The sequence below is a fragment of the Bacillus sp. J14TS2 genome, from assembly GCF_018333015.1.
Taxonomy (GTDB): Bacteria; Bacillota; Bacilli; order Bacillales; family Bacillaceae_C; genus Lederbergia.
The window spans coordinates 344,366-364,887 of the sequence record NZ_BORE01000003.1 but is presented as its reverse complement, the minus strand read 5'-3'; the positions used below and the strand labels follow the sequence as shown (position 1 = coordinate 364,887).

The 20,522-nt window shown below is 37.0% G+C and carries 14 protein-coding genes and 1 tRNA gene; 2 read left to right on the top strand and 13 right to left on the bottom strand.

Features of this window, described 5'->3' with window-relative positions:
- Positions 1-350: 350 nt before the first annotated feature.
- From KI375_RS06505 to KI375_RS06445, 13 genes are all read right to left on the bottom strand, one after another.
- Positions 351-1,949 carry an extracellular solute-binding protein gene (locus KI375_RS06505; RefSeq protein ID WP_212972702.1) on the bottom strand — a complete coding sequence of 533 codons (1,599 nt, stop codon included), beginning with the start codon at positions 1,947-1,949 and terminating at the stop codon, positions 351-353.
- Between the two features lie 286 nt (positions 1,950-2,235).
- Positions 2,236-3,870 carry an extracellular solute-binding protein gene (locus KI375_RS06500; RefSeq protein ID WP_306419788.1) on the bottom strand — a complete coding sequence of 545 codons (1,635 nt, stop codon included), beginning with the start codon at positions 3,868-3,870 and terminating at the stop codon, positions 2,236-2,238.
- Between the two features lie 70 nt (positions 3,871-3,940).
- Positions 3,941-6,169 carry a right-handed parallel beta-helix repeat-containing protein gene (locus KI375_RS06495; protein WP_212972701.1) on the bottom strand — a complete coding sequence of 743 codons (2,229 nt, stop codon included), beginning with the start codon at positions 6,167-6,169 and terminating at the stop codon, positions 3,941-3,943.
- Positions 6,170-6,351: 182 nt separating this feature from the next.
- On the bottom strand, positions 6,352-6,522 hold the full coding sequence (locus KI375_RS06490; RefSeq protein WP_212972700.1) for a twin-arginine translocase TatA/TatE family subunit: 171 nt from the start codon (positions 6,520-6,522) through the stop codon (positions 6,352-6,354).
- 28 nt (positions 6,523-6,550) lie between these two features.
- A complete protein-coding gene (locus KI375_RS06485; protein ID WP_212972699.1) occupies positions 6,551-7,462 on the bottom strand; it encodes a metallophosphoesterase family protein in 912 nt (303 codons plus the stop codon).
- 271 nt (positions 7,463-7,733) lie between these two features.
- Positions 7,734-10,025: a helix-turn-helix domain-containing protein gene (locus KI375_RS06480; RefSeq protein WP_212972698.1), complete on the bottom strand. Its 2,292-nt coding sequence runs from the start codon at positions 10,023-10,025 to the stop codon at positions 7,734-7,736.
- 352 nt (positions 10,026-10,377) lie between these two features.
- Positions 10,378-11,664: a phosphopyruvate hydratase gene (gene eno, locus KI375_RS06475; RefSeq protein ID WP_212972697.1), complete on the bottom strand. Its 1,287-nt coding sequence runs from the start codon at positions 11,662-11,664 to the stop codon at positions 10,378-10,380.
- A 26-nt stretch (positions 11,665-11,690) separates the two neighbouring features.
- A complete protein-coding gene (gene gpmI / locus KI375_RS06470; RefSeq protein ID WP_212972696.1) occupies positions 11,691-13,232 on the bottom strand; it encodes a 2,3-bisphosphoglycerate-independent phosphoglycerate mutase in 1,542 nt (513 codons plus the stop codon).
- A complete protein-coding gene (gene tpiA, locus KI375_RS06465) occupies positions 13,225-13,986 on the bottom strand; it encodes a triose-phosphate isomerase (protein ID WP_212972695.1) in 762 nt (253 codons plus the stop codon). The genes gpmI and tpiA overlap by 8 nt, the downstream gene beginning before the upstream one ends.
- A 69-nt stretch (positions 13,987-14,055) precedes the next feature.
- Positions 14,056-15,240, bottom strand: a complete 1,185-nt coding sequence (locus KI375_RS06460) for a phosphoglycerate kinase (RefSeq protein ID WP_212972694.1) — start codon at positions 15,238-15,240, stop codon at positions 14,056-14,058.
- A 299-nt stretch (positions 15,241-15,539) separates the two neighbouring features.
- Positions 15,540-16,547, bottom strand: a complete 1,008-nt coding sequence (gene gap, locus KI375_RS06455) for a type I glyceraldehyde-3-phosphate dehydrogenase (protein WP_207447844.1) — start codon at positions 16,545-16,547, stop codon at positions 15,540-15,542.
- A gap of 66 nt (positions 16,548-16,613) precedes the next feature.
- Positions 16,614-17,645, bottom strand: a complete 1,032-nt coding sequence (locus tag KI375_RS06450; RefSeq protein WP_212972693.1) for a sugar-binding transcriptional regulator — start codon at positions 17,643-17,645, stop codon at positions 16,614-16,616.
- 217 nt (positions 17,646-17,862) lie between these two features.
- Complete coding sequence (locus KI375_RS06445) at positions 17,863-18,105, bottom strand: glutaredoxin family protein (RefSeq protein ID WP_212972692.1); 243 nt, start codon at positions 18,103-18,105, stop codon at positions 17,863-17,865.
- A gap of 560 nt (positions 18,106-18,665) precedes the next feature.
- Here KI375_RS06445 and KI375_RS06440 point away from each other — a divergent pair.
- Together KI375_RS06440 and clpP are read left to right on the top strand one after the other, a co-directional pair.
- Positions 18,666-18,737, top strand: a tRNA-Arg gene (locus tag KI375_RS06440).
- Positions 18,738-19,885: 1,148 nt separating this feature from the next.
- The gene (clpP, locus tag KI375_RS06435; RefSeq protein WP_207447850.1) at positions 19,886-20,488 is read left to right on the top strand and encodes an ATP-dependent Clp endopeptidase proteolytic subunit ClpP; all 603 of its coding nucleotides are present in this window, start codon (positions 19,886-19,888) and stop codon (positions 20,486-20,488) included.
- Positions 20,489-20,522 lie beyond the last annotated feature (34 nt).

Sequence of the window (20,522 nt, the reverse complement as noted above, 5' to 3'; positions counted from 1 at the left end):
CAATAAAAACACCACCAAAACTGGCGGTGTTATCTTAAATAAATTATATCTTTTAATGAAAAACAGCTTATCTGTTAAACCCAAACGTTATACTGGCGTTGCCATTGTTCCATTTGATTTAAAGGCAAAACAAAAAATTGTTTATCCTTCAAGAAATATTGGGTTCGCCAAACAATTTAATCAAGATTTTTTTAGTCATGTTGCGGAAGGTTAACGAGTAAACATGGAAAATAGCCATACATCCTTTACCTAAACTATTTATCATTCCAAGATACAAAAAAGGTGCCTGTCATTTATATTGATCTAATACAGGCACCATAACCTGGCCTTAAACCACCTATCATTAGATTTTAATCCTCATTATATCTTTTAAATGCAGCATTTTTAATTTCCATATATTCTTCCAATCCCATTTTCTTTATTGTTTCTACGTATTTATCCCACTCTGAAAAAGAGATTGTTCCTGTAATAAATTTGTCTCTCATTTCATTAGCGTATTTTTCAATATCACTTGCAAGCGGTGCTAGTTTACTATTTTCCTCCTGCGAAAAGGTAAACTTTGGCCACACTTCCTCTATCAAATAGGGTTCTAACTTTTCGGTTGCCTTTAAGGAAGAGGGCAGACTTTTGAAATAATCCTCTTTTACAATACCTGGGTATCCCCCGCCAAGCCAAGAAAAGTATTTACTTTGTTCTTGTTGAATTGTATTACCATCAGTACTTTTTGTGATACTATCGACATATTCCAGATCGCCATTTTCATCCTTTTTATATGTCTCGCCCTCAACGCCCATAAAAAATAATTTTGCTCCTTCATCACTATAGAAATAATCCATCCAACGGGCAGTTGCGGCGGGATGTTTATTTTTATCAGTAATCACAAAACTTCCTGTATGAGACAGTGGAGAACCTACATAAGCATGCTGTTGCTCCCCATGAGGACCTATTAATGGCTCCATTCCAACATATTCGTTTTCTATGCCCCAACGACTTTCAGGGTTTGACGTCACAGAGCTGCCATATACTCCTTCTGAACCAGTTGCTTGAAATTGATTTGCATCAATCGAATAAATATTTTGTTCAATTAGCTTATCTTCATAAAGTTTATTTACATATTGAAGTAATTCTTTATAGCCATCCGAAATACGATAAAAACGTATTTCATCTGTTTCAGGATCCATATCAATAAATGGTTGATTAATACCTCTATTGCCTACTCCAAAAGCTCCATTTAGATAATATAGCAGTGTATCAATGGAGGTGGAACCAAATGGAATTTCATCGTCTTTTCCGTTTCCATTAGGATCTTGTTCTTTTACCGCCTTAAGATATTCGTAGAATTCATCTGTTGTTGTTGGCAGACCCATTCCTACTGCATCAAGCCATTCTTCTTTTATCCACGGTCTATTCACAACAAGGACTGATTTATAGTCCGGTGAATAGATCGTTGGTAAGGAATAAATATTTCCGTCAGGTAATGTAAGTCCTTTTTTAATTTCCGGGTATTCTTCAAACAGCTTTTTCAAATTTGGCATATTCTTATCTATCAAATCATTAAGTTCTAGAAATACACCCTGTTCACCATATTTAACTAAATCCGTATCTGGTACGAAAGCAGTATAAAGCACATCTGGATAATCTCCACTAGCCAATGATAGATTCCTTTTTTCTTCTAATTCTACTGTTGGAACTAAACCCCAATCAATGTGAATATTGGTCATTTCTTCGTATTTTTCCCAAACCAATAATTTGTTATAATCATCAGCTGTTAACGGAGATTTCCCTGTCATAAAGCTAATTGTGATAGGCTCATTAACTATAGGCATACCCGTCTTATTTAAGTTCTCTTCTCCTTTTTTCGTGTTTTTAGAATCTACCTCTTTATCGCTACATGCAACTAATGTTAATAAAAGTGCTGTAACTATCAAAGGTAATATTTTACATTTCATAAATATTAACCCACCTTGTTTTATTTTTTCAATGAATCAGTTTCATAATAGAAATTCAATATTAAAAACAGAACAATGTTGATTTCCGCTTCAATCAACTGGTGCGAAGGTTATAATAAATATTTGAATCACCACGATGTTCGAGTTTTATCTTTTGATCCATGATTATGAAATTAACTCTAATAACAAAAATTGGTTTGATTTTATTTTCATCAATTGCATCTGAAACTTTTCTTGCTGTTTTGGGATCAATGTACTAACATCGATCAGGCGTGCTTCCTTTTATTTAGCTATTTTTATAACGATCATAAGCCGCTTTCTGAATTTCCATATATTTTTCAAGTCCCATTCTTTCAATTGTTTCCACATATTTATCCCATTCAGAAAATGGGACATTTCCGGAAATAAACTTCCCGCTCATTTCATCCGCATATTTTTCTATATCTGTTTGTAAAGGAGCCAATTTTTGATACTCGTCTTCTGTATACATAAAAGGAGGCCATACTTCTTCGATTACATCTGCTTTGAACATTTCGCTTGCTTCAAGAGACGAAGGCAAGCTTTCAGCCCCTTTGAAAAATTCCTGTTTAACAAGTCCCGGATAACCTCCACCTAAATAAGTAAAGTATGGTCTTTGAGCCTGTTGTAAGCTGAGTCCATCTGGATTGTCTGTAATATGCTCCATATATTGCAATTCACCGTTATCTGCGGTTTCATAAGTCTCTCCTTCAACCCCCATAAAGAACAATTTTGCTCCGTCATCTCCATAGAAATAATCAATCCAGCGAGCCGTTGCTTCAGGATGCTGATTTTTATCTGTTATAGCAAAACTACCTTTACGAGCAATAGGTGAAGTGATGTATGCCCATTTTTTATCGCCATGTGGTCCTTCTAAAGCGGGCATTCCTACATATTCATCTTTTAATCCCCAGCGAGTTTCAGGATTTGAAGTAACAGAACTACCATATAAACCTTCGGATCCAGTTGCTTGAAATTGATTCTCGTCAATAGAAAAGATATTTTCTTCAATTAATCCTTCACTAAAAAGTTTATTCATATACTGAAGCAGTTCTTTATATCCATCAGCTGTCCGATAAAAACGCATTTCATTTGTTTCTGGGTCCATATCTAAAAAAGCATGGTTCCTTCCCCTATTTCCTACACCGAATGATCCTTTTAGGTAATATTCTAGAGTACTAATTGAGCTGGATCCAAAAGGAATTTCATCTGATTTTCCATTTTCATTAAGATCTGTTTCTTTCACACCTTTTAGGTATTGATAAAACTCCTCTGTTGTTTGCGGGGTATCCATCTCTAATGCCTCTAACCAATCCTTCCTAATAAATGGCTTTATATTACTTGTCATTGATAAGAAATCAGGGGAGTAGATCGTTGGTAGAGCATAAATCTGTCCATCTGGATGTGTAATACCCTTTCTAATATCTGGATATTGATCAAGTAATTGCTTAAAGTTCGGCATATATTTATCTATTAAATCATTTAATTCTATAAATATTCCCTGTTTTCCATATTTCGATAAATCCAGATCAGGTACTCCAGCTGAATAAAATACCTCTGGATATTCTCCACCAGCCAATGCTAAGTTTCTTTTTTCTGTTAATCCCTCATTAGGAATCAATCCCCAATCAATATTAATATTTGTCATTTTTTCATATTCTTCCCAAATAAGGACCTCGTTATAATTTTCAGCAGTGATCGGCGGCTTCCCTGTCATAAAGTTTAAAGTAATTGGCTCATTCACAATGGGCATATCAGTCTTATTAAAGTTTTCTATTTCTTCTTGATTTGAAGCAGATTCCTCTTCTTTTCCTTTGCCATTCGATTCTTTTTCATTCTTACTACAAGCCGACAATACCATGAATGCAATCGCTATCAAAATCATTAATTTTTTTATTTCCAATATCGACACTTCCCTTATACAATTCGTTTTTATTTGTTTTTATATATTTTTATCCTCTATTCAAAAACTCCTAATCTTGTAAAGCTTCCACTTCATCACTATCATTTTGAATCGAACCAAGATTATAGCCGTACTTCAAGTTGGCTGTTTTTTCATCAAACCAAATACCATAACGAAATTTCCCGTGAATGATATTATCTCTTATAACTCCTGTATGAGTCGCTTGTTCAAAAGTCAATGCATCTGAAGCAATGTCCGTCTGGGTTACAAGTGTATTAGCGGAGACCAATAATATTGAACTATTATGAATTTGAACAAACTGGTTTTTTATATCGATGACACGGTTATCTTTTATATCTACGATTTCACAGTTTGAGATATCCATGCCCTCTTCTGAATGATTGATTATGTTATTTAGTAGTGCAATAGTGGTTAAACCTTTACAATAGATGCCCGTTTTTAAAGCCTTCGTAACGATATTGTGATTAATATCTCCTAGTGAGCTATCTTCCAGCTGCAATCCTTCCTTTTGTGTTTCTTCCAAATGATTCTTAGAAATTACATATTGGGCACAGTTTTTTAAAAAGATACCATATTCATTCGGTTTAAAGATTTGGTTGTTTGTGATTGCTATATTTGAACAATCTATTAGTTCAACTGCGGATTTATCCATATAATTAATTGTATTATTTATTATTGATACGCGTTTTACATTGCTAATAATGATTCCATTATCTTTACTAACACTAAGCGTATTCCCCTCAATTTGTACATCTTCTGAAACAACATCAGTAGAGTAAATTCCAATAGCAAAGCGCCTATTTCCTTGGAAATACTCAGGATAAATTTCCTTTCCATTAATAAATTGATTTTTGGTTATATGCATTCGTCTGAATGGACCAGCCTCACCAAATGTTTGATGTTTAGCCCCACTAACTGCATAAATTCCTCCACCGCATTCATAAAAAGTATTCTCCGTGATCGTCACGTTTAACCATTTATAGGGACGGATTGCATAATAACACATTTCTTCAAATGTATTATTTCTTATCGAAATATTTTGATGCCATTTCCCCTCTTTATGCGTATGACCTCCAATACCAGCTGGCCAAGCTTTAAATTCAACAGTTGTCTCAATTCCGCTTTTTTGAAATGTGTAAGAGTTTCCCTTACCAAAATAGCAATTTTTAATGATAACATTCTTGCACTGAGTATCATCATATGGGAGTGCACCTTGAATTCCGCCAGTACCAGCATGGTCAATTTGAATCGCCTCTACATACCAACGATCCTCAGCCAATTCTCTATAGCCATAAAACTTACAACCCTCTATCACCACATTCTTGGAAGAATTAATTTCAATGGCATGTGCATCAATCAAATCGTAAAATTTGCAATTTCGAAATGTCCAATCCGCTGCGTGCGCAAATTGAAGTACATTTCCATCTTCATAGCAAAGAACGCTTGGATTAAATCCTACTAATTCGAATTGTGCATTCTCAAATAAAATATTACCATTCCCTGTATATCCCTCATGGGGAGTTCCGTTATATTCATAGTTGCGTAACATTGTTACTGTGTGGTTTCGCCAAAAGATGGCTCCCTCTTCACATATGACAGAAGTGTTTCCGTAAATTTCCAAGGCTTCTGACCAAACATAATCACCTTTCGTAACATATATAGTGATCGACTGCTTAATTTCATTTGATAAACGAAATACTTTTTGAAATGCTTCTGTATCGTCATTTTGTTTATCTCCTTTTGCCCCCCACCACTGAGGATAAACAGCAGCTCCTGAAAAATTACCAATTACCTTCCCACTACCAGCAAATATTTGAGTAGCTTTTGCCTCAATCAGGGATTGGATTTCAACCACTGTTCCTTTATCTGCATTTAATACTGCCCCATTATCGAATAATAATAATAGATTGTGGGGAAATAATAGGTTTTTCCCAATTAGATAAGTACCAGCCGGAAAATAAACGGTCGCCTGTTTATCACCCAATGTATCTAGTAATTGCTTTAATGCAGGAGCATCATCTTCTGTTCCATTTCCTGACACTTCAAAATCCTTAACATTATACCAATCTCCCCCACCAGAAGACTTTGGTTTAGAAATACTATTATCCTCTTTTTCTTCTTTATTATCTTGGGCATAAACATTAAGAACATTAGGTAATATTCCTGGAACAGTCATAAGACCTGCCATAATTCCTAGTGAACCGACAAATCGTCTTCTGGTCATATTTGGATTGAACTTATTTTTATCCTTATTATCGGGAGAACTATCTATTTTCATTTGCATACCCTCGCTTTTTTATGAATAGAACGGAACAATCCTGTTATCTTCCAAAATATCCTCCATTGGTTTACATTCTTTCAACATTTTACTGTTGGAGAAACTCACTTATTTACTTGATCCAATTTTGCATTCGTGTAAAAATTGTTTATGACCCATTCACCTACTTTTATGATCGGATTTTATTTATCATCATCTTTCTCTTTTCCCATAAGGTCATTTGCTGTTCTTTTAAATTCAGATAATGTCTTTCCGAAGGCAGCACCAAGCTCTGGGAGTTTTTTAGGACCAAATAGAATTAACGCAATAACGAGAATGATAACTAAACTTGGTATTCCAATATTTGGTAGCAATTGATCACCCCTTAATGATTTAAAACAACTACTCTTTATTAAATCTCACAAACACTTCCCGATCTTGTTTTCTCCCTTGAACATACGCCTTTTCGAAGGCGTATTCAGGATTAAAATCATCAAGGTCTATATGACATGTTTTTACTCGTAGATAATCTTGATCAATCTCAATGATTTTGAATTCGAAAGGTGTTTCTACAAATGAACTACTGGTTATAAATACATCATTAGAGATTGATTTTAAGGTATTTAAATGATTATGTCCTGACAAAACTAACTTTAGCTGCGGATATCTTTGGGTCATGTTTAAGATAGATTCTTGAAATGTAGCCGGTGGTTCATGGATGACTTTTTTCAATCCACTTTGTTCTGTGCTCATGCCAAAAACCGGACTATGGGTTACTAACACATGAATTTTGTCTGAATTTCTATTAATGCTGGTTTCTAATAACTGTAATTGTTCATCTGAAAAATAAGGATCCTGAATCTTTCCCCAATAAAACTCACGGCCACATTCCCAATGATTAGGCAGGACATGAACTACACAAGTATCGGAATGAATTTCGAAATTAGGTGATTGATTAATAAATAAATTTGGAGCTTCATTCAGCCAAATCTTTAAAGCATCAGGGTGATCCAAATCATGGTTCCCTAAACATAAATACATAGGAACAGAGAAACGAAATAAGTTCTCAGCCAGTCGAATTGTATCTTCATTGCATGAGTGGACAAGGTCGCCCCCATGAATAATAAAATCATAATGGCACTTTTTAATTTCTTTCCTTAGACAAGAAATAAGCTGGTTAATCTTTTCCGGATAAGCCGGTTGTTGATGGAACCCAATCGGATCCGCCCCAATATGGGTATCTGTTAAATATAAAAAACGAAGTATGGTCTGTCTCCTCCTTTCTTTAGGGAGATGAATTATTTCACTACTCACAAAAAGTCTATCATCAACGAAAATGGAACAAAACAAGTGATGCTTTTACTTCATGTGTGAGTTTTATGAGTGGGTTTTTCGTTCGATTTTTATTTGTTTTTCCATTCAAATATAAGATCAATGTAAAAATTGACATATGCAGTATAATATCCACATGATTCTGTAAAACATCCAATACTTCATAAGTATCTACTATTAAATTTGGAGCAACTCTAAAAAAGCAAACAAAAAATCTTTCCTGATCAACTATTACGTCATCCAGAAAAGATATTTACAAAACTTCTTTTTCATCTATATTTTGCTGATAAGACTTTCGATATTGGCTGGGAGTAATGCCTTCTTCTTTTCTAAATTTCCGGATGAAATTAGACACATCGAAATAACCAATATCTAAAACGATCTCTTTAATTGTACGGTTCGTGTGGAATAATTGATCTTTACATTCTTGCATTCGCAATTCCCATACAAACTGGGTAAAGGTAATCCCCGTTTGCTCTCTGATAAATTTGCTTAGATAAGTACTAGATATCTGAAAATGATCCGCAATACCTTCTAGGCTAAGGTCATGATGTTTGTACTGTTTTTGAATATATTCCATGATGTTATCGCGCAGCTGATAATTATGACTTTCTTTTCTTTTTTCAACTTCTAAACAAATTCGATCGATAGAAATATTGGCATTCTCTTTCATCTGAGCCAATGATTGGAATTCAGACAGTTCCTTCACTGCTTCAGTATGATGGAGGATGTCTAATTCAGAAGTGGTTTTCAAAATGGTGTTGATGATATCAAAACAAGTACATTTCAGTATATGGTTAGAAGTGTTCTTTTGGACAAGACTTGATAAGATTTCTACTAAGATTTCTTTTGCTACAACAGGATCTCCTTGTTTTAAGCTTTGAATAAATTTTAAGCGACTTTCTTCTGGAAACCAAATCGTTTCTTTGTTTTCTATAGAAAGATCTTCAAAAAAGATAACTTTATTTGCATAACCTAAGAGGCTATTTTCTGTAGAGGCAGAGGCTTCAATAAAAGAACGATTGATTTTATGTGCGCCTTTATAAATTCCTCCGACACCAATCACAGGCATCATCAGACGATATTCTTTTAAGACTTTGATCAAATGGTGTACAAATAATTGGCGATTATCATTCAGATCGGCTGAATTTTCTCTATTACTCACAATGAGAGTAGCAGTATAATCGTGAACTAATTCCACCCCATACCCAGTACAATCTTGATAGGAGACATGATCAATGAGTTTCACAAGCTTTTCCCAATAACAAAAGGCTTCTTGCCGTTTTATTTTCCCTTTATAAGATAGAGCTATGACGAAAAAGGAGTCCCCTCTTAGAAATACTTTTAGATCATTTGCTAAAGTAGTGATTTCTTGCACATTGTTCATTTCACCCTTAAGTAGATTTGATAGAAATTGGGCTCTAACAAAGGGTTTATGTATGACTATTTTTCTCTTTAAGTGTTCACTATCCTCATAAATGGATTCAATTTTTGTTCTAATTAACTCAATTTCATTTTTTCCCGCTAGATTTTGGCCGGACTGTTCTTTATTTCTTAGGGAGTGGACTAATTTTTCAATCGGCTTATAATGTTTCACAGATAGAAAACAAACAATAATCATCCCGGCTGCCGCAAGAATAAACAATATAACAAAAATGGATTGTTTCAGTGATGTCATTTTTCCATAAAACTGTTCTGTAGGCATTACAGTAACAAAAGTCCAATTACTTGTTTGCGAGCGGATAATAGAAAATGAATAATTGTCATTTTCAAAGTCTTCATTGGAAATGCCCGTTTTTTTCGAAGAAACCTCTTTTACAAAATCTAAATCCATTTGTATCCCATTTTTATTGGAAACTAGTAAATTAAATTCATCGTCAAAGATAAAGCTCGCTCCGTCATATTTACCTAGCGTATTTTTGATTAAATTGGACAATGATGTTTCTTTAATAAAAAAAGTAACGGTACCAATTGGAATAGAGCTATCAATAGGCATAGGATAGGAATAGGCTATAACTCGCTGATTATTACCATTAATAGAAATGGTGTTAATGACTTGTAACATAGGATCAGACTGGACCAGTAATCCCTTACTAAGGTCTTCTATACTCTGGGGTTGAACCTGATAGTTATTGCGAACAAAAGTCTGAAAAGTACTTACTCCTCTAGAAGAATAAACGAAATCCTTAGTCTCGTGGAAGTTTATAAATAATTCATCAATAAAAGTGTTGTTCATTTTATACTTTACGATTTCTGTTATAGCTTGTTTATCTAAATAGGGCTGCGTGAGCATATAAGGTGTTAAGCGCTGGTCATTTGAGATTCTAGTGGCCAAATGATTTAGTTCAACTAGTCTTGAATCCGTAATATCACCAATTTGGTTGATCTTATCCGTGTTTGATTGAATGATTTCTCTTTTTAAATTTCCTACTGATAAATGATATAAAATCATACTAATCGTGATAAATGGCAACATGAACACAAGCAAATAGGAAAAAAGATATTTATACAATAACCTCGGTTTCTTTTTAGACCATTTGAACATTTTCCCCCTCCTCCCCTATTTTTGATACGCTTTCAAAAAGGTCAATTACTCATTCATATTATAGTAACATGATGTAATTCTTACAATATAGGTCAATTTTGACAAAAACACAAGGGGGATTGAAAGCCCCCTAAAGTTAGATATGGTTATTTCAGCAGGATTACAGTAGATTCAATTTTAATTTTACCTTCATCCTAATAATGGATATATTTTTCTAGCTCTATTTAAATTGATCCACTCTTAATTTTGCATAAAAAAACTGCATCTCCAATTGTTAGATGGCATCTAACAACTGGAATGCAGTTCGGATTTCTTGTGTTTTTATAGATAACAAACTGTTATTGATCATCGATTATCTATTAATGTTATAAAATGTTTTCACACCCAAGTATTGCGCTGTTTCTCCCAAATTGTCTTCGATACGAAGCAATTGGTTGTATTTAGCAACTCGATCTGTACGAGATGGGGCACCTGTTTTGATTTGCCCAGCGTTTGTCGCTACGGCAATATCAGCAATTGTGCTATCTTCAGTTTCACCAGAGCGATGCGAGATCACAGCTGTGTATCCGGCACGCTTAGCCATTTCAATTGCATCAAAAGTTTCAGTAAGTGTACCAATTTGGTTCACCTTAACTAGGATAGAGTTTCCAATTCCTTCTTGAATTCCACGTTCTAGCTTTTTCGTGTTGGTTACAAATAAGTCATCCCCAACAAGTTGAACAGTTTTACCGATACGATCTGTCAACAGCTTGTGGCCATCCCAGTCATTCTCATCTAGACCATCTTCAATCGAGACGATTGGATACTTATTCACCATCTCTTCGTACCAATCAACCATTTCTTCTGAAGTACGGATAATGCCTTCGCCTTTCAGATTGTATTTGCCATCTTCATAAATTTCAGATGAAGCTACATCCATCGCTAATTTTACTTGTTCTCCTGGTTTGTAACCAGCTTTTTCGATAGCTTCCATAATTGTTTCTAGTGCTTCTTCATTTGATTTTAGGTTTGGCGCAAATCCACCTTCATCCCCCACACCTGTATTGTAGCCTTTTTCTTTCAACACAGATTTTAGGCTATGGAAAATTTCTGCACCCATACGCAAAGCTTCTTTAAAATTAGGAGCACCAACAGGCATGACCATAAATTCTTGAATATCTACATTATTGTCAGCATGCTCTCCACCATTGAGAATATTCATCATTGGTACTGGAAGTTGCTTTGAGTTAAATCCACCAAGGTACTCATATAGTTCAAGACCTAGGTAATCTGCAGCCGCACGTGCAGCAGCCATGGATACACCTAGAATCGCATTGGCACCAAGCTTACCTTTATTTTCAGTTCCATCTAATGCAATCATTGTTTGGTCAATGCCAACTTGATCTGTGACATCAAAGCCAATGATTTCATCAGCGATAATTTCATTCACATTATGAACGGCTTTTTCGACACCTTTTCCAAGATAACGGCTTTTATCACCATCGCGTAGTTCTACAGCTTCATATTCGCCTGTAGACGCACCACTTGGAACAAGCGCTCTACCAAAAGCACCTGATTCTGTATATACTTCTACTTCAACTGTTGGATTGCCACGAGAGTCTAATACTTCGCGTGCATAAACATGAGATATAAATGGCATAATCAATCTCTCCTTAAAAATAATTTTTATTTACGATCTATTATTGAACTTCCTGTCATTTCTTCTGGTTTTTCAACCCCAAGCAGGTCTAACATTGTTGGAGCTAAATCAGCTAAGATGCCTCCATCTTTCACTGTTATTCCCTTCTCTGTCACAATAACAGGTACAGGATTGGTTGTGTGAGCCGTCATTGGCTTCCCTTCAAGTGTCACCACTTCATCAGAATTTCCATGATCGGCTGTAATAATTGCTTTTCCGCCTTTTTCTACAATCAAATCGACAATTTTACCAAGGCACTCATCCACTGCTTCAATTGCTTTTACAGTCGGCTCTAACATACCTGAGTGGCCAACCATATCTGGATTGGCAAAGTTTAAAATGATCGCATCAAACTTATCCGCCCGAATCGCATCAGTCAAAGCATCGGTTACCTCATAAGCGCTCATCTCAGGTTGTAAATCATAGGTAGCGACTTTAGGCGAATTGATTAAAATTCTTTCTTCACCAGGGAATGTTTCTTCCCGACCACCACTCATAAAGAAGGTAACATGCGGGTACTTCTCCGTTTCAGCGATTCTCAGTTGTGTCATTCCCTGATTCGAAATCACTTCACCAACGGTATTGTCCAAGTTCACTGATTTAAAAGCGACATAGCCTTTTACAGTTTCAGAAAAATGGGTCATACAAACAAAATCAAGATTCTTCGGACGATCCTCGCCTCGATCAAATCCAGAGAACTCCTCATTAGTGAACACATTAGAAATTTGAATCGCACGGTCTGGTCGGAAGTTATAGAAGATCACTGAGTCCTCGTCATCAATCGTTGCAACTGGTTTACCATCAGCATCTGTCATAACAGATGGAATCACGAACTCATCAAAAATTCCATGCTCATAAGAGTCTGCAAGCATCTCCAATGGATTAGGGTAAACAGGTCCATCCCCATATGCCATCGCACGGTACGCTTTCTCCACACGGTCCCAACGCTTGTCACGATCCATAGAGTAGAAACGTCCGGAGATTGTTGCGAACTTCCCAATTCCATACTCATCCATTTTTGCTTGTGTTTCTTTAATATACTTTTCTGCTGTTTGTGGGCCTACATCTCGTCCATCTAAAATCCCATGGATATAGACTTCCTTGACACCTTCATCTGCTGCAAGTTTTAAAAGAGCAAAAAGGTGCTGAATATGACTATGAACACCGCCATCAGAAAGTAGTCCCATTAAATGCAATTTTTTACCCGTTTTTTTCACATGGTCAATCGCTTGCTGAAAAGTTTCGTTTTTAAAAAACTCACCATTACGGATTGCCACATTTACACGAGTCAAACTTTGGTAAACAATTCTTCCAGCGCCAATATTCAAATGGCCAACTTCGGAATTCCCCATTTGTCCTTCAGGTAATCCCACAGCCTCTCCGCAAGCTGTCAATTGATTATGTGGAAAAGTGTCCCAATAACGATCAAAGTTTGGTTTTTTTGCATGTTTCACTGCATTCCCTTTTTCTTCATTACGAATACCAAATCCATCGAGAATAATCAGTGCAACTGGTGCTGTTTTACTCATTGGCTGACGCCTCCAATAATTGAAGAAATGATGCTGCTTCTAGGCTCGCACCGCCTACAAGCGCTCCATCAATATCTGGCTGATTCATATATTCTTGAATATTTTCGGGCTTCACACTGCCACCATATTGAATTCTAAGTGCATCTGCTGCACTTTCGGATACATGCTGCTTCACAACTTGACGAATATGAGAGCAAACTTCATTGGCATCCGCAGCTGTGGAGGATTTTCCTGTTCCGATCGCCCAGATTGGTTCATACGCAATCACGGCTTGCTTCACTTGATCTTCTGATAATCCCTCTAGAGCCTTGACCACTTGTCCTTCAACAAGCTGTTTTGTTTCATTATTTTCACGTTGTTCTAGAGTTTCTCCCACACAAATGATTGGAACAAGACCATGCCGATAAGCAACATGTGCCTTCTTATTCACGCCCTCATCTGTTTCATTGAACATTTCTCTGCGCTCTGAGTGGCCAAGAATCACATAAGTAACACCAATATCGTTTAAAGCGACAGGACTAATTTCACCTGTAAAAGCTCCGTTTTCTTCAAAATGCATATTTTGTGCTCCTATTTTTACATCGGAACCCTGGACAGCATCGACTAACTGACCGAGGAACAATGCCGGGGAACAAATAACAGCATCTGCATGCTTAGCACTAGGTACCTGTCCCTTTACTTCATTCGCAAAATGAACCGCTTCTTGAAGTATTTTATTCATTTTCCAATTTCCTGCAATAATCGGTTTACGCAATGTTAACCACCCTTTCGTACAATCTGTGACAATAGCTAAAATTTGATTAAATAGCGAATCTAGCTTGTCTTATTTATCATCAAGAGCTGCAACGCCCGGTAATACTTTCCCTTCCATAAACTCAAGGGAAGCTCCACCACCGGTTGAAATATGACTCATTCGGTCTGCTAAACCGAATTTTTCAACTGCAGCTGCTGAATCTCCGCCACCAATGACAGAATATGTATTAGTGGCTTCCGCAAGCGCCTCTGCAACAGCTTTTGTTCCACCAGCAAATGCATTCAATTCAAAGACTCCCATTGGTCCGTTCCAAATGACCAATTTCGATTCTTGAATCACTTTTTGATACGTTTCTCTTGTTTTTGGTCCAATATCCAAAGCTTCCCAATCAGCCGGAATTTCTTCAATGGAGACCACTTTTTTATTGGCATTTTCTGAGAAGTCATCAGCTACAATTACATCTTGAGGCACGTAAAATTGGACGCCTTTTTCCTTGGCTTTATTCATAAATTGACGTGCAAGATCAAGCTTATCTTCTTCTAGTAGAGATTTTCCAACTTCATGACCAAGTGCCTTCACAAATGTGTAAGCAAGTCCACCACCAATAATTAGATTATCTACTTTATCTAATAAATGATCAATTACACCGATCTTATCTTTTACTTTCGCTCCACCAATAATTGCGGTGAACGGACGTTCAGGATTTGATAAAGCTTTGCCTAAAACGGAAAGTTCTTTATCCATTAAAAAGCCTGCTGCTGATGGTAAGAATTTTGCAATGCCTTCTGTTGAAGCATGGGCTCTATGTGCAGCACCAAATGCGTCATTCACATACACATCTGCTAAATCAGCAAAAGCTTTTGCCAGTTCAGGATCATTCTTTTCTTCCCCAGGATAGAAACGGACATTTTCCAGTAAGAGGATATCGCCCTCACCCAACTTAGAAATTTGCTCTTTTACAGAGTCACCATAAGCTTCATCTGCTTTGGCTACTTCTTTTCCTAACAATTCACTTAAACGATGTGCAACAGGGGTAAGACGAAGCTCTTCTTTTACCGCTCCCTTTGGTCGCCCTAAATGACTTGCTAAAAGAACGATCGCACCTTGTTCTGAGAGATATTGAATGGTTGGTAGAGCTGCACGAATACGGGTTTCATCCGTAATATTCCCCTCTTCCATGGGGACGTTAAAGTCTACTCGGCAAAAAACCTTTTTCCCTTTTACATCAAGGTCTTTAATTGATTTCTTTTCCATAATAGTACCTCCTCCTAGATAAAATGAAACTTAATCAGTGGGTACACTGATATAAGGTGAACTCAGGCTCTGCAGCTCCTGCGGCAACACCTGAGTGACCAACATCCTATTGGCCCCAACCAATCGGGCATTTACGGGCGGCTTTTCCTTCAGTATTAACTTTTCTGATCATCGAAAACATAAGTTGGGAGGCATTACCGGCCGTTAATGCGAGAAAAGATAAAGGGGAAGGGGACTAATGCCCGCTCCCCCAACTAAGGTGTTTCAAAGTTATTATGCTGTTCCATATATATTATAGATTATAGTCCTTGTTTCGCAACATAAGCAACAAGATCCACAACACGGTTGGAATAACCAGTTTCGTTATCATACCAAGAAAGAACTTTGACCATGTTACCTTCCATTACCATTGTAGATAGTCCATCAACAGTAGAAGAATGAGCATCACCATTGTAGTCAGTAGATACTAAAGGCTCATCTGTGTAAGCAAGGATTCCTTTTAGTTCACCTTCAGCCGCTTCTTTAAGAGCTGCATTTACTTCTTCAGCTGTAACAGATTTATCAAGTTCAGCAACAAGATCCACAACAGATACGTTTGGAGTAGGAACGCGCATTGCCATTCCGTTTAGTTTGCCTTTTAGCTCAGGCAAAACTAGGGCTACGGCTTTAGCAGCGCCTGTAGATGTAGGAATAATGTTTTCAGCTGCTGCACGGGCACGACGATAGTCTTTGTGTGGTAGATCAAGAATTTGTTGATCATTTGTGTACGAGTGAACAGTTGTCATCATTCCGCGCACAATGCCAAATTTCTCATTAAGAACTTTTGCAAAAGGAGCTAAGCAGTTTGTTGTACAAGATGCATTGGAAAGGACATGATGGCTCGCTGCATCATATTTGTCTTCGTTAACACCCATAACGACTGTGATATCTTCGCCATTAGCAGGAGCAGAAATAATGACTTTCTTTGCACCAGCTTCAAGGTGTTTTGCTGCATCTTCACGCTTTGTAAAGCGACCAGTTGATTCAACGACAATCTCAACGCCAAGATCTCCCCAGCCAAGAGCTGCTGGATCACGTTCAGCTAGTACTTTAACACGCTGATCACCTACTATAATAGTATCTCCATCCACAGATACTTCTTGATCAAGTTTACCATGAACTGTATCATGTTGTAGTAAATGCGCAAGCATACTTGCATCCGTTAAATCATTTACAGCTACAACCTCAACTTCCGGGTTATTAAGTGCTGCACGAAACACAACTCTTCCAATACGTCCGAAACCATTAATACCAACTTTTACTGACATATCTAACATCCTCCTTTTAATATCATGGATAATAATTATTAATTTATCTTTAAAAGAGATATCTATCTAAGATATATCTTTTAAAATCGACTTTGCGGCCCCTTCATCTGTAATTAAAATAGTCGATTCAGGTGCACTTTTAAAATAAGATTTAATCGCTTTGGCTTTTGATTTTCCACCGGCAGCTGCAATTACATACGATTTATCAAATAGATCTGATATTCGTAAACCAATGGTGGGGACTTTATGTACTATTTCCCCTTTTTCATCAAAATAATAACCAAAAGCTTCTCCAACTGCTTTTTCACCTATTAATTTTTTCATGACGTTTTGTTCAGTGGCTCTTCTATTCGCCATGGTGATTGCCTCGCCGATACCATGCACAATAATATCAGCTGATTTAATTTTTTCTACAACCTCCATAATGGCAGGTTCTTTCAGAAGAGATTGCTGAACTTCTAGGCTAACTTGATCTGGCACATATAGGACGCGGTGCATTCCATTTGTCTTCTCTGCCATTGTAGCACAGATAACATTGGCTTGATTTTTCAAGTCTTCCCCAAGCCCCCCTCGTGCTGGCACGAACAACAAATCTTTGCCTTGCCCCATCTCTGCTGTAAGCATTTCTGCTGTACAAGCCATCGTTGTTCCGCCTGTTACGGCAATTATTTGCTGATCTTCGAAACAGCGATTAAGTGCTTCTGCACAAGCTTTCCCTAATTCCTCTTTTACAATTAAGGATTCATCGCTATCACCTGAAACGATCACTACTTTCTTAATGCCCAACTTTGTCTTTAATGCTAGTTCCGTCTCGCTAATGCCAGTCAATTCCCTCATCACATCTTCAAGACCTGCAAGCAATTTTTTTCCTTTGTCTGTAACAGACATGCCAGCAGTATTGATGCGGATTAACTGACCAGCCTTAAGAAACTCCGCCTCACTTCTTAAAATCCGCTCGGTTGTCCCTAGCATATGGGCAAGTGTACGCCTGCCAACAGGTTCCGTTAAACTAATGGAACGAAGGATCTGATAGCGATTCTGCATAACAGACAGCATATCTGGCACTAATTTTGATTGAAGCTTTAAAAGATTGTGCATGTTTTTGCTCCTTTACCAGAAGGTCGCCTATTGTCCCGTCAAGACATATAATGTCCCAATCTAACTATAAAAATAGGATAGCAACTAATTTTATTGTAGCACTGGGTCTTTCACGAATCAATTTTAACAGCGGGCATTTTTTGTCCCGCATAGACATATTGTGACCCAATCAGAATACAATAAAACCATCTGCAATTATTTTACCATTAGTGGTTTTTTAAAGCAATTTAGATTTGACTTTTTCCTCTAAAATCAATAAATCAACGATACCTGATTGAACGATTTCTCCATCGATTTCAATCACAGGGATCATCAAACCGTATTTTTCAGTCCATTCTTCGTTTGATTCAATGTCTTTTTCAATGATGTGGATTGGATAATCATTCTGTAGTAGAGTTAGGATGCTTTTCGCATCCACACAAAGGCTACATTGATCTCTAGTGTAAAAAATAATATCCATAATCTATCCTGCTTCCTTATTTCCTTTTTCACGTTGTAATGATAACTATTTTTAGTATATGTACAAGCTTCTTTTGTATGTTCTAATGAACATATAAACCTTACAATTGCATCAATGATAAGGATCATTCATGCGCAAACATAGATCAGTCCTCAATAGACCGTCCCTTTAAAATGGGTTTGGCAGCGAGAGAAAATAATCTCTCACGAACCGGCTAGAGTGCATGAAGGATTATTTTTTAAGGTTTTTATCAGAAACGATAAACGCGACTAACATCCCGAAAGATATCATAAGCGTTAACGCACTAACAATGTCCATTGGCATCACTGCTCCTGGGAAGTCTCCCATCCGAAGACTTGCGGCAAAGCAACAGTGCTACCAAAACCCCTCATGCAAAGCCGATCTATTGTTCTTATATTATAACATATTATACTGATCAATAGGCCGATCTTCTAATGGATTAGAAACTTTTATTAAACAAACTGCTCTAACACACAAAAATATAGCTTGCATTCTATTGAAACTTGATCTATAATTTCATATCGTACGCTTCCTTTTTTGCCCTCGTAGTGTAACGGATAACACGTAAGATTCCGGTTCTTAAAATGTGGGTTCGATTCCTGCCGAGGGCGTATGAATACTGATACACCAACATTTGTTGGTGTTTTTTTATGTTGTTGACCAGCTTTTGACCAAGTAAGTTGATTTTTCATTCATATCTACAAAAACAAAACAATATCCAAAATAGACTCTCGGAATTTCAAAATGTAAATCCGCCTAATGACCAAAAGCATACTGGGAATCGAGGCCCTTTTCAAAAAAAGACATGCCAAAGAAGCGTCACAAGTGTATTTTTAAAAAAGAGAATGTTTTTGTAAACATCGTCTACCAAGATAGTGCGTGGTTGATTTCCGCTACAGTTGCTCGCTTTCCGCGAGGCGGGCGGTGAGCCTCCTCGGCGACGAGGAAGCTCACCGCATGCCCCCCGGAAAGCGTCCGCCTGGAACGGAAATCACCGTTGACAAGCAGACTCGCCATTTGTAGAAGATGATCTTCTCAATATAGAATGGAAGTTCTACAAAAAAAGTGAAATATCTCCTAAAAAATGTAGGAGGAGAATTAAAAAATAGTACAAGAGAACCTTGTACCAGCTAACTCGGTGAATGGCGAGAGTCTATCAAATTAAGAAGAAGGGACGAGGAAGCTAGTCCCTGTCCCTCCCCGTCTTAAAAAATAGATGGACGTGATAGGTTTGTGTTTCTTTCTGTTTTCTCTTGCTTTTGCAGCTCAGTATTGAGTGATTTTTCTGATAGATCAGGTGACTCTTGAGCTTTCTTGATAGCTGAATTTTTCGCCGCTTCATTTTCCGCTTTTCTTTCTTGTAACGCGGCATTCAATTTGTTGAGCAGATCCGTTTGCCGTTGCGCTTGGTTCACTTCATGATGGTGGTTCGATTTTTCTTAGGTAAAATACTTTTGTCCCACTTTTCGAAGAAATAAACCTGAGTCATCCCCTCCAAATCCCTTTCACAATTATCTTCAATCTATCTATATGCCTTCCCCTTACCCTAATTAAGGCGAGTTTTGCCTTAATAAAAATCACGTATTTTTGTTTAAAATCATCTTAATTGGAGAATATGGAATGTTATAGGAACAAATTTCCAAAAGGCAAATGTCAGGTTGAATATTTGACCTTTATTGACCATCAGTGTATGATAAGAATACATAAAGTTTTCAACACTTTAGGGAATCTGTTTTTTTAAAAAGAGGAGGAGAAATAAATGAATTTAATTCCTACAGTTATTGAACAAACAAGCAGAGGGGAACGAGCTTATGACATTTATTCTCGTTTGCTAAAAGACCGTATTATTATGCTTGGAAGTGGTATTGATGACAATGTGTCCAATTCCATTGTAGCACAGCTTTTATTCTTAGAAGCGGAAAATCCTGAAAAAGATATTACGATTTTTATTAACAGTCCTGGTGGGAGTATTACAGCAGGAATGGCCATTTATGATACCATGCAATATATTAAGCCAGATGTTTCTACAATTTGTACGGGGATGGCTGCTTCAATGGGTGCTTTCTTGCTCGCTGCTGGTAAAAAAGGCAAAAGATTTGCTTTGCCTAACAGTGAAGTGATGATTCACCAACCACTCGGTGGTGCTCAAGGGCAAGCAACTGAAATTGAAATTGCGGCTAAACGGATTCTATTCTTGCGTGAAAAGCTCAACCAAATTTTAGCTGATCGTACAGGTCAACCACTTGAGGTCATTCAACGTGATACAGACCGCGATAACTTTATGACAGCTGAAAGAGCGAAAGAATACGGGCTAATTGATAGAATCATCGAACGTAAAGAAGAAATTGAGGAGAAAAAATAATATTACCTAAAATTTCAAAAAGGTGATGAAGATT